The sequence below is a fragment of the Duganella sp. CF517 genome, from assembly GCF_900110275.1.
Classification (GTDB): Bacteria; Pseudomonadota; Gammaproteobacteria; order Burkholderiales; family Burkholderiaceae_D; genus Rugamonas.
In genome coordinates this window covers 150,020-161,097 of the sequence record NZ_FODC01000007.1, presented here as the reverse complement: position 1 = coordinate 161,097, position 11,078 = coordinate 150,020, and the positions used below count along the sequence as shown (strand labels likewise).

The 11,078-nt window shown below is 55.8% G+C and carries 7 protein-coding genes, 1 tRNA gene and 1 pseudogene; 4 read left to right on the top strand and 5 right to left on the bottom strand.

Annotation, left to right across the window (positions count from 1 at the left end):
• Positions 1–14 precede the first annotated feature (14 nt).
• On the top strand, positions 15–431 hold the full coding sequence (locus BMX85_RS24675; protein ID WP_090325141.1) for a DUF2141 domain-containing protein: 417 nt from the start codon (positions 15–17) through the stop codon (positions 429–431).
• Positions 432–775: 344 nt separating this feature from the next.
• On the opposite strand, the gene BMX85_RS24670 is transcribed toward BMX85_RS24675, so the two are convergent.
• Entirely contained in the window at positions 776–1,915 is a 1,140-nt protein-coding gene (locus tag BMX85_RS24670) for an MFS transporter (RefSeq protein WP_090325138.1), read from the bottom strand.
• Between the two features lie 183 nt (positions 1,916–2,098).
• Between BMX85_RS24670 and BMX85_RS24665 the strand changes: the two genes are divergently transcribed.
• Positions 2,099–2,986 (top strand): hypothetical protein, encoded by an 888-nt coding sequence (locus tag BMX85_RS24665; RefSeq protein WP_229210657.1) that lies wholly within the window; start codon positions 2,099–2,101, stop codon positions 2,984–2,986.
• A gap of 241 nt (positions 2,987–3,227) precedes the next feature.
• Here BMX85_RS24665 and BMX85_RS24660 read toward each other — a convergent pair whose 3' ends face one another.
• The 3 genes and pseudogenes from BMX85_RS24660 to BMX85_RS24650 form a co-directional block, all read right to left on the bottom strand.
• On the bottom strand, positions 3,228–3,695 hold the full coding sequence (locus BMX85_RS24660) for a type 2 periplasmic-binding domain-containing protein (protein WP_177196879.1): 468 nt from the start codon (positions 3,693–3,695) through the stop codon (positions 3,228–3,230).
• A gap of 425 nt (positions 3,696–4,120) precedes the next feature.
• Positions 4,121–5,789 (bottom strand): annotated as a pseudogene (gene ltrA, locus BMX85_RS24655) (group II intron reverse transcriptase/maturase).
• A gap of 17 nt (positions 5,790–5,806) precedes the next feature.
• Positions 5,807–5,880 (bottom strand) — tRNA-Gly (locus BMX85_RS24650).
• 1,776 nt (positions 5,881–7,656) lie between these two features.
• On the opposite strand from BMX85_RS24650, the gene BMX85_RS30240 reads away from it, so the two are divergent.
• On the top strand, positions 7,657–8,460 hold the full coding sequence (locus tag BMX85_RS30240) for a hypothetical protein (protein WP_143068061.1): 804 nt from the start codon (positions 7,657–7,659) through the stop codon (positions 8,458–8,460).
• A gap of 10 nt (positions 8,461–8,470) precedes the next feature.
• Positions 8,471–9,055 (top strand): hypothetical protein, encoded by a 585-nt coding sequence (locus BMX85_RS30235; RefSeq protein WP_143068060.1) that lies wholly within the window; start codon positions 8,471–8,473, stop codon positions 9,053–9,055.
• Positions 9,056–9,932: 877 nt separating this feature from the next.
• Here BMX85_RS30235 and BMX85_RS24645 read toward each other — a convergent pair.
• Entirely contained in the window at positions 9,933–10,994 is a 1,062-nt protein-coding gene (locus tag BMX85_RS24645) for a TraB/GumN family protein (protein ID WP_090325134.1), read from the bottom strand.
• Positions 10,995–11,078: the final 84 nt, after the last annotated feature.

Genomic DNA, 11,078 nt, shown 5'->3' with positions numbered 1-11,078 from the left:
AGAAAAGGAAACCCATGCATTCACTGATCAAGCCATCGTTGCTCATCTCCACCTTCCTGCTGGCCGCCACGGTGTCGGCCGCCACGATCGAGGTAAAGGTCTCGTCGGTCGTCGGCGGCAGGGGCAAGGTGAATGTCGCCGTGTGCGACAAGGAGCGATTCTTGAAGGATTGCCTGTACAGCGGCTCGGCGCCGGCGCAGGCCGGCGAGACCGTCGTCACGATCCAGAACGTGCCCAAAGGCACCTGGGCGGTGCTGGCCTACCAGGACGAGAACCAGAACGACAAGCTGGACCGCAACCTGATCGGCATCCCCAGCGAAAACTACGGCTTCAGCCGCGACGCCCGCGGCAAGTTCGGCCCACCGGATTTCAGCGACGCCGCCATCGACGTGCGCGACGACGCGATGGCCGTCACGATCAAGCTGCGCTAATCGCCAGCAACGCCAACCCCGGGGTCAAGTCTGTCATTGCGACACGGGCTCGGCCCTACTGTCGCCGGCACTCATCCTAAAGACGAGTTCGTGTCGTAATGTCAGACTTGACCCCGAAAAAAAAAGGCCCCTCGACTGGGAAGCCGAGGAGCCATAAGACCACAGACAACACTGGACTACATGAAAACGATGCATACTGCGAGAAGATATGGTGAAAACGATTTCAGATAAGATGAAATCGTTTTCCTTGATCTTGAAATCGATTTCATAATACAGAGTTATGAATCGCGATGTCAAACTAAAAATCACGTCATCGTTGTTTTTCCTGGCTCCGAGCTGGGAGCTCAGCCCTTCGCGGCGCCCAGCCTGGCGCTGGCGGCGATCACCAGCATCGCGGCGCCGAGGCCGGCGAACGCGAGGTTCAGGCTGACGGCGTGCGCGACAAAGCCGATGATCGCCGGTCCGGCAAGAATGCCCGCATAGCCGAGCGTGGTGATGGCGCCGATCGCCAGCCCGGCCGGCATCGCGCTCTGGTTGCCGGCGGCCGTAAACAGGATCGGCACCACGTTCGACGCGCCCAGCCCCACCAGCAGGAAGCCCACCAGCGCCAGCGGCGCGGACGGCGCCAGCACGGCGGCGAAAAAGCCGGCCGCGCTGCACAGGCCGCCCAACAGCAGCACGCGCTTGCCACCGAGCCGGCTCACCACGCGGTCGCCGGTCAGGCGTCCCACCGTCATCGCCGCCGCGAAGGCCGCATAACCGAGGCCCGCGCGGGTGGCGTCCATGTTCTGCTCCGACGTCAGCAGCAAGGCGCTCCAGTCCAGGATCGCCCCTTCGGCCAGGAAGCACAGGAAACACAGCACGCCGATGAAGATCACCGCGCCGTGCGGCACCACGAACATCGACCCGTGTCCCTCGCCCGCATCCGGCTCGCGCAGCAGATGCGGCGCCGCCGCGACCAGCGACAGCGCCACCAGCAGCGACACCACCGCACTGGCGGCGGCGGGACTCAACCCCGCCCACAACATCAACGCCATCAAGCCGGCGCCGATAAACCCGCCGACGCTGAACAAGCCGTGAAAGCCCGACATCAGCGAACCGCCGCTTTCACGTTCGACGATCACCGCCTGCACATTCATCGCCACATCGAGCGTGCCGAGCGCCGCGCCGAACGCGAACAGCGTGGCCCCCAGCAGCATCGGCGTGGGCGCGACCGCCAACCCTGGCAGCACCAGGCACACGAAAGCGCCCGACACCAGCACCACCACGCGGCAGCCGAAGCGCGACGCCAGCAAGCCGGTAACGGGCATCGCCATCAGCGAGCCGGCGCCAAGGCACAGCAGCAGCAGGCCCAGGTCCGCCTCGCCCAGCGCCAGGCGCTGCTTGGCGAACGGCACCAACGGCGCCCAGGCCGACATGGCCAGGCCGGCGGCAAGAAAGGCAAGACGAGTGGACAGGCGCTGGTTCGGGCCGACTGAATTCATAGGGGGTTTTCCGGAGTGGGGCAAAGCGATCTCAAGCTTGAAGTATACGGCAAGTCACATCGGCGGGCGGCCAAGCCACGAAATCCGCACGAAAACAGTGCATCGGTGCGAGCGCTCACATTGCTATCGAGCCTGTTGGCGCATGATCGGTTCCGCGTTGTTCAACAATCATAAGGAAAAATCATGCAGACTCAACCATTCACACCCGGCGCGGTGGTCAGCCGCGATGGCGACGACGGCTACGCCTCCGGCGTCTCCTGGGGCGCCATCTTCGCCGGCGCGGCCGCCGCCGCCGCCCTGTCCTTCCTGCTGCTGATGCTCGGCATGGGCCTGGGCCTGTCGTCGGTCTCGCCGTACGAGTACAACGCCGCGCCGCTGGGCGTCGCCGCGATCGTCTGGATCGCCTTCACGCAATTGGCCGCGTCGGGCATCGGCGGCTACGTGGCCGGCCGGCTGCGCGTCAAATGGGCCAGCATCCACGGCGACGAAGTGCACTTCCGCGACACCGCGCACGGCCTGCTGGCATGGGCCGTGGCGACCTTGATCACGGTGGCGGTACTGGCCGGCGGCGCGCGCGCTGTCCTCAGCGGCACCATCGACGCCGGCGCCGCAGCGGCACCGGCGCTGACGGCAGGCGCATCGGCAGTGGCCGACAACCCGCGCTCGAACGACTACTTCGCCGACATGCTGCTGCGTTCGCCGAACGGCCAGGGCGCCACGGCATCGGAGCGTGAAGAGATCACCCGCATTCTGGTTGCCGATCTGGCGGCCGGCAAAATCAGCGCCGACGACCGCAACTACATGGCGCAACTGGTCGCCAAACGCAGCGGCCTGTCGCAAGCGGAAGCGGAACAGCGCGTCGATTCGATCTACGCCCAAGCCAAGCAGACCGCGGCGGAAGTGAAAGCCAAGGCCATGGCCGCGGCGGAAGCGGCCCGCAAAGCAGCTGCACGTTCGGCACTGTGGATGACCTTCGCGCTGCTGCTGGGCGCCTTCGTTGCCAGCCTGTGCGCCACCATCGGCGGCCGCAACCGCGATCACGCGCGTGTCGTCACGCGCACCGTCATCTAATTCAAGGAGAATACTATGCGCTCGATACTGCTACTGCTGCTCGGCATCCCACTGCCCATCATCATCCTGATCGCGATCCTGACGTAATAACGTCGGCGTGATTTGACAGCAAGGCCGGCCCACATGTGGCCGGCCTTGCTTCGTTTGGGAGGGCTTTCTGCAAGGACTGGCACCGCGAGCCTGACCGACCTGTTTGGTGCGGCAAGAATTATCGACGCGCTTTCCAATGCGAATGCGGCCGTCAAACTGCTTGGGGAGCTCGGCATCGGGACGGGAACGACAGGACAGCAACTTGTCTTCTTGCGCCAGCCCTTCCCATGTGACGCGGTTCATCGTCAGAAGATAGAGGTGTCCCAGCCACAGGTATGCGGCGGAACAACGACACCTGCCTGGCGCCCGCCGGACCCGTCGGGAAACTTTTAAAGATTTGGTGCAGGGGGAGTTGCTTAGCCGTGTATTCGGGCACGACCGTCGCCATCTCCGCCACCTCGCCCTTCCCGACGGTGCTCAACGCTTCGTCGCCGCTGGAAAGCTCGCCTCCCCAGTGGTCGTCGATCTTCAGGCGGCCACGCGATTCCTTTTCTATGGCGGCAAAAAACACATCCTTGATGAACCGTGTGCGCATGCCGCCCAACGGTTCGTGATCGGAGTAGCGGAGGATTTTTGCGGCCGCTGCCGTGCCTGGCAGTAGAGCGGTAGTCAGCAGCATCAGTAGGATTTTCCTGGCAAGGCGCGGGTATTTTTTTGGCATAACTGAGTTCGTATCTCCATCGTGTTACTGGTGGCGAATGCGTCAAAAGATATTAGATTTTATGAGCAACCCTGCAGTTTTTGAATTCGCATTTGAGAATAATTCATTCCGGTGCGCTCAAGCAAGGTAAGACGCCCCTTCAGGCCAGGTCGTTTTCGGTGAGGATGTACCGGTATGGGGCGGGTATTTTTGCGGAACCAAATCGGAATTGCGGAACCAGCAGCCGCTTAATCGCGCGGCAAGTCGTTGATTTGATGGAGCGGGTGAAGGGAATCGAACCCTCGTCGTAAGGAGGGTAGGAAGGCCCCATCACTGGAACCCTCCCCCCTAAGAACCGTACGTGCAAGTTTCCCCGCATACGGCTCAAGCAACCTAAAACACCTCTACTTGTATTTCGAGATGCCGGCAGGGTCGGCTGAGTCCCTGACGTGGTACTGCCTATGACAGTTCGGATGCAACAAAACCAGATTTGTTAGCTTGTCCGAACCTCGTTCCGATCTCTTCACGATGTGGTGCAGATGCCAACCACTTTCGCGAGTGATCTTCTGATCACAGTGAGGACAGAGACCTTCCTGCCACCACCACAACCATCGAAGCTTGCGGCGACCCTCGAGTGTCTTGTCCATCCGCTTTGCTAGCCGAATGGAGAAGTACTCGTCAAACGCTGGGTCGTAAGGATTTGCATCGCCTCTGATCTTGACGTGATCGATCTTCCGATACCCCGCCAAGATTGGTAGCAATTGGTCCTTGTCCGCAAACCGCCAGTCGCGCCCCTCAATGCACTTGAAGTAGCGTTGTTTGATCCACTTCTTCCCCTTGGTAGGGTGACGACGACACGACCATCGCCATAGTGCATGCCAGATTTGATTGTCGCCTCGAGCAAACGTTTGAGACGAATTCTGACTTCGGTGATAGTTCGCCCACCCCCTGACAACCGGGGTCAACTTCTCAATCACGTCAATCTGTCTCGCCGACTTGTTCGTCCGAAGCAGTTCGCGGATCTTATCCAAAAACGCCTTCCTGTTTTCCTTCGACGGCAGCACCAACAACTGATGCCCGAAAAATCGAACATGCCATCCCAGGAAATCAAAGCCCTCCGTCACTTGCGTGACCTTGGTCTTCTTGGCAGATAAGATCAATGCTCTTGCAGCCAGAAATTCAGCCACCAAAGGTTTGACTTCATTCTCTAGAAGTTCGCGAGAACTGCCCGTGATAATGAAGTCATCCGCGTATCGCACGAAATTGACTTTGGCTGCTCTAGCTTCCCTCACTGTACTGAACAAACTAGTGAGTTCGGCCTGCAACCCATCAAGTGCGATGTTCGCCAACACCGGGGAAATGATGCCTCCCTGTGGCGTACCTGCCGTAGTAGGAAAAAGTCTTCCCATTTCGATGAAACCTGCCTTCAACCATTTGCGGAGAATCACCTTGTCCATGCAGACATTGGCAACCAACCACTCATGACTGATATTGTCGAAACACCCTTTGATGTCCCCTTCCAACACCCACTTAGGTGACACGTCACGGCTAAGTACATTGCGCACTTGTCCAATGGCGTCCGCCGTTGAGCGTTCACGTCTAAAAACCGTAAGAATGGGAATCACCGAGCGTTTCGGCGACAGGGTCCAAAGCCAACAAATGCAGCGCTTGCATAGCCCGGTCGCGCATAGTGGGAATGCCCAGCGGGCGTTTCTCACCATTCGATTTCGGGATATAGATACGACGTAGAGGCAACGGCTTGTATCTCTTTCTGCTGAGATTTTCTACCGCACTCCACTTCTCGTCTGGCGTACTCCAGGTTTGCTGCTCCACGCCTGGTGTTTTCCGACCATGATTCTCAGTGACGCGCCTCACGGCCAGAGCTTTCGCTCCAGTGGATTTGGTCATGAGTCTCTGCAGGGCGCGAACCTTACGCCATTCCCCTGCTTTTGCTGCCTTTGCAATTCTTGTCTGTAGCCTCGCAACACCTTGGTAGACCTTGACCCAATCAACTTCGTGCCAAGCTTTCCAGGATGTAGAGGCGACATCACAAGTGATTTCACTTGCGTCCATATCAACCTCCGGGATCATGGAGCGGGTGAAGGGAATCGAACCCTCGTCGTAGGCTTGGGAAGCCTCTGCTCTACCATTGAGCTACACCCGCCTTGCCCCAAAAGGGAAGACGCAATACTCCCCTAACGGGGATGCGTTATCCCCATTAGGGTACGATATACAAACTACCTTGCAAAAGATCACCAGATGGAAGTCTGCACGCTTTCGCGTCGGGGCAATCGTTTCATCCCCTATCCTCCCCATTACAGAAAGGCATTCGCTTTTTCCATCATCCTCTACCTGCTGCGTCATCAAATGACCTTACGGTCATCCTTGTCTGCCAGACGGGCCAGACGCCACAACAGGCTTACCTCGTTCCGTATAAGCAACGGAGTTGGGAAGGTTCTGCCTTTTCGCCGGTGATACATATGTCAGCGTGTTTGCACCAAGCAAGCAAACAACCGATCACATCGAGCCTCCAACCATTGCGTATGGCTCGTCAAGCTTGACGACGTTTAATAGCAGTTCATTTGTATTAACCATCCAACTCAGTCTAGCGCCTCGCCCAGCCGCAAATGCCGAACTCATCCCTTCTTCCTCACGGAAAAAGACATACCCCGCGAGGGGTGGCTACATTGTCAAAGCACTTAGCACCCCACCGTTGCCAGTGACGCACCGCTTCTAGACTACGAGGGGCTGAACCCTCGGTCTTGCAGGTTGTTTGATACACCTCAAGACAATTGCTATATACAGCCTTCGTCGTATGGAAGCCACACTTTCGTGAGCATTCCTTTGAAATCCGCCCCCTAAAACTTGGGCGGTGCACAGAAGTTTCATCCTCTTCCTGGTGGAATGGAGGCTCTGGCGAACCTCAACGACTCGAGTCGTACGCTTGGGAAGCTTCTGCTCTACCATTGAGCTACACCCGCGTGCCACGCATTCTACGCGGATTCGCACCCGGTTGACAACATTGCGGCAAGGTGCTGTGATCGAAAGTGTGATGGCCTATGTCGCCAAGGTGTGATGGCCGCGCTGGCACACTTCAACGTATTGCCTCCGATTTCACTCAAACGTATGTCCATTCTACGATCTCCTCAGCAAATGCCTGCTGCACCTTGGACACCCCAGCTCTACGTTCTGTTAACACATCACAACCTGGACAATAGCTCACTTAGTTTTTAACAACTGCGTATTGAACCGCAAGTGGCGGAAGCGGAATTAGAAGATTTGAAATTTCCGTAGTATTGATATTTTTTTACGGGACGTAATCCGGCAATGCCCTGTCGCAAGCGGAAGATTTCCCGTAAGCAACTCCCCGGATAATTCAACTATATCGCCAAGCCGTATCCATTTCCAACTTTTAGTTAAATAGAAAGGATCCCCATCCATCGGAGCGGCCGCTAAAGATTTGGTTTTCCGTGCTCTGCCATCACGGATAAAATTTGCCTTCGCAGAATTTACTCGTTTGAGCAATGCATCAGCAAATTGGTCATCCGGATTTTGTGAGACCAATTTCCACAAATCGCATGTTACCGTTTCTTACATAATTCACATACCAAGATAATCCATGCTCAATAAATTCAATTTGCTTGCAATACCGCAACCGAAATGACGCTAGAGGTCATTGATTTTTTGAATCTTGGACGGTGCAAGTTGAGGGGGTGCCAAACGCGTCTACCTGCCCCACTCCCTCGCACCTGACATATCGTAGGCGCACCATCAGACGCCCCGGTCAAACCGCGCGCGCCGTAGTCTGGAGGTAGCCTGAAGCGACCTCGAGGGTGGCCTATTTCTCAACGGTCGATCGAGATGCGCACAAAACGGCCACGCCCGCACGGAATTTGCCACCTTCAAATCGATGTAAGTGACAATTGGAGAGAAAACGGTTATGGACATTGTTGTAGACTCTATTATCCGGTTCCCCAGTCGAGAGATATTAGGAAACCAGAAAATCGGAAAGAATAGCTTATTTGGAGGGCAGGTGCGACGATTTATATTCGGTATTATTTTTTCCTTATGTTTAGGAACGGCTTCGCATGCGGTCGGAACAGAGCCCGTGGTTAAAGTTGATAGTAGCGGGCTAGGCACAAGCGAGATTGGAATCCTTCTGGCGAGTACCAGTGCAGCCACAAACGAGGAAATTGCGAGGCGAAATATTGCAAAGTTACTTCAGAAGAACTTTGTGGAGCAATCTCCGAACCCAAAATTAAATTTGGGACGCCTTGGGTTTGTATGTGACGAGATTTCTTGTAATTTTCAGGGAGTTTACCGATCAGTTATCCGGTCTGATGAATGGCTGCAATATGCCGAACAAAGGTATGATATTGCAGTACACCCTTACAAATCTCCAATTTTGATTGAAGTTTCTTTGATTTCTACGGCAAAGGAGTCATCTGGAATGATGGGTAGTGAGATTGGAGAATTGATAGCCAAAGAAGGGCCTTTTCACGACAATAGACAGCTGCATGATCGCATCGCTAGGGCATTGGCAAGCATTCCTAAAGAGCACCAGTATGAAAGGCTTGTAAGAATGGGATTCCGCTGCGGCGAAATTTGTGAATATTTAGGAAAGCAGCGAGTAGATACGAAAATAAATAACAAGGTGACATCAAAGTATTATGAGTACCGAATTACTGTTTCACCAATCAGTGAAAGTGAATATCTGCGCGCTGAGCAGTTAATCATCAACTAAAGGAATAACTATGGCAATTATTGTGGCAAGTCAATCACCTGCGCTTGAGTTTGGCGGTCATGATTATTGGATGCTCTACGATGATTTCGGAAATAAGGTCGGGGAACTTCACGGCTTCGCGATGAATAACGGGCAAATCACAACCACTGCGGTGTCTGGAACGCTCTACGCGACCAACCAATACACCATGCCAGTTACAAATGCGCCATTCGAGACAGTACTTCAAGGAACATTGACCGAGCTAATGCCGTTTTGGAATGCAGGCGTTGAATGTGCCAATGTAATCAATAGCTTAAATTTGAGCTACAACGCTTTTTCTATAGATTCCTTGGGTTTTAACAGCAACAATGTTTACAGTACAATCGGTGCTTGTTTTGGTGTGGTGGCACCAAATGTTGGAAGTATATTTACACCTACTCCAGGATTCGGGGAAATAATACTTAGCGGAAGCGCAATCTCAGAGGTTCAAACAACTTTCGGAATAAGCGGTGGGCCAGGTAAATTTCGGCCAAAAGAAGAGATTGATTACCCTCAGTTCATGGGTGAGTCCCGCGATATACAAGTTGTGGGAGTCGATCTGCAATACGCGGTATAGAATAGTTAGTGGATATTTGCTATGGCAGGTTCAGTTCGTGTCGTCGCCGCAAGCACGGTAGATCTGTATTGGTTAGTTAAACGCGTCGCATCTCCTTAGTCTGGCTAATTGCAAGTTCCCAGACGGCAGGTGCTCATTGAAAGGGCAGCCGAAAGAAGAAGTTCTCAGTGGATATACGGCTCGGCAGCGTACGATACTGGCGTTGATGCGCTCGATCAATAGATCGCGTTCGAATCAAAAACAGCACCATGCATGCTCATGTTCATCTTGCCCGCCGTTGCGAGGACTGTCCCAAATGGCTTAACCGTGTTTTACGTTCCATTGCCCCCTCAAACCCCAGTCTGCCGCGTGCGCGGGGTCAAACCGCCCTGATTTAGCTTAGCGCCCCCGGTTGTCATCAACAACGAGAATAAAACGTTTTAAATTAGGGAATACCATAGAACGCCCATTCGTAGAAAATCGAATCGGCGGAGGTGGGGCCGGCAGGAACCAGTCTGCGGCTGCTTGACCGCAGCGACCTTAAATTCTTCCGTATACCGCTTCCCGCTCATGATTTCTCCTTTGCCTAAATTATGGCTCAGGAGTGTCTACAATGGTCGTGGCGATTCAGTCATAGCACAAACGAAATCGTCAACTGCATGACAGGAAGTGCCGGCAAGGTCGCTAATACGAGTGCCGCCGGGAAATTGCTGCACCCATTTGGCTCCGCTTAGTTTTCTGTCCTTCGGAGGCAAACACGCGTGGTCGGGTTTGTGTCTAAGATTGGCCGTAGTCATTGAAGCTCCACTGTCACGATTTTCCTAGCGGAAACCATCAGAGTTCAGAGCGTAATTCAGACCGTCCCAGCCAATATTGATCTAGACCTAGGGGCAGAGCGTTACTCCGGCTTCTGCACCACATACCCCTTCGCCTCCAGCGCCGCGACAAACCCCTTCGGGTCCAGCAAATCCTTCACCGGCAACGTCGCGAAAGTGGAGGCATTGGCCGCCAGCGATTTTTCGGCAGCCGCCACCCAGCTATCCTGTATCCGCTGCTGCACCGACCTCAACCCCGGCCGGCTCTGAATCAACGCCAGGTTGAGAACGGCCGCATTGCACGCGCCGTCGCGGTCCGCATAGCTGATCTTCTGGATCGCCTCCAAGTCGCCCTTGGCCCAGGCGTTGGCGCGCACGCGCATGGCGTCTATGTCGTCCTCCAGCCGCGCCATCGTGTTGGAAAAACAGGCGACGTCGTCCAGCGGGGACTTCTTGAACTCCCGGATCATCTTGACCGGATCATCGATCTCCAGCACGGCCTGGGTCGACGTCATCTTGATCTTGCTTTTCTTGACCAGCTTTTCGATCGTCTCGCGCACCTCGCGCCCGCCCGAACCCAGGCCGGCCTGCTCCAGCCCTTTGCGGAACAGGGTCTCGGCGGCGAAGATCGGCCGTTCGCGTTCGATGCCATCGTCGTCGCCGATGTATTTTTTCTTCAGCACCAGCCAGCGCGCGTAGACCGGCTCCGGCAGCAGATCCTTGAGCTCGGCGCCATCCGGATTCTTCTTGAAGCCTATCGCGAACGGCAACAACGTCATCTGGCGCAGAAATCCCACGTCGGTGGTCGCGCCCGGCGGCCGCAGATATTCCTGCGACTGCGCCAGGATGGCTTCCACTTCCTTCGAGCGCCATTCCATTTTGGTCGGCAGCGGCGAGTAGGTGCCGAACACCCACAGCACGTGCTCACCTTTCGACACCTTCCACAAACCGGGACCGGGACGCTGCCCCGCCACCAGGATGGTTTCCGCGATGACCTCCTCCCCCGCCGCCACGGCCTGCTCGGCCGGCGGTGCTGGCGGCTCGGTCTGCGACCAGGCCGGCGCAGCACTCAGCGTACTGAGCGCGCATAGCGACAACACGGCCAGACTACGGCCTACGGTGAACCGGAACAAAGGGCTGCCCATGACTATCCTGACGTGTGGAAATTTGTTATCAATTATATATACAGGCCGTGGGCGGCGGTGTGGGGTCAAGACTCGGCAGCGCAA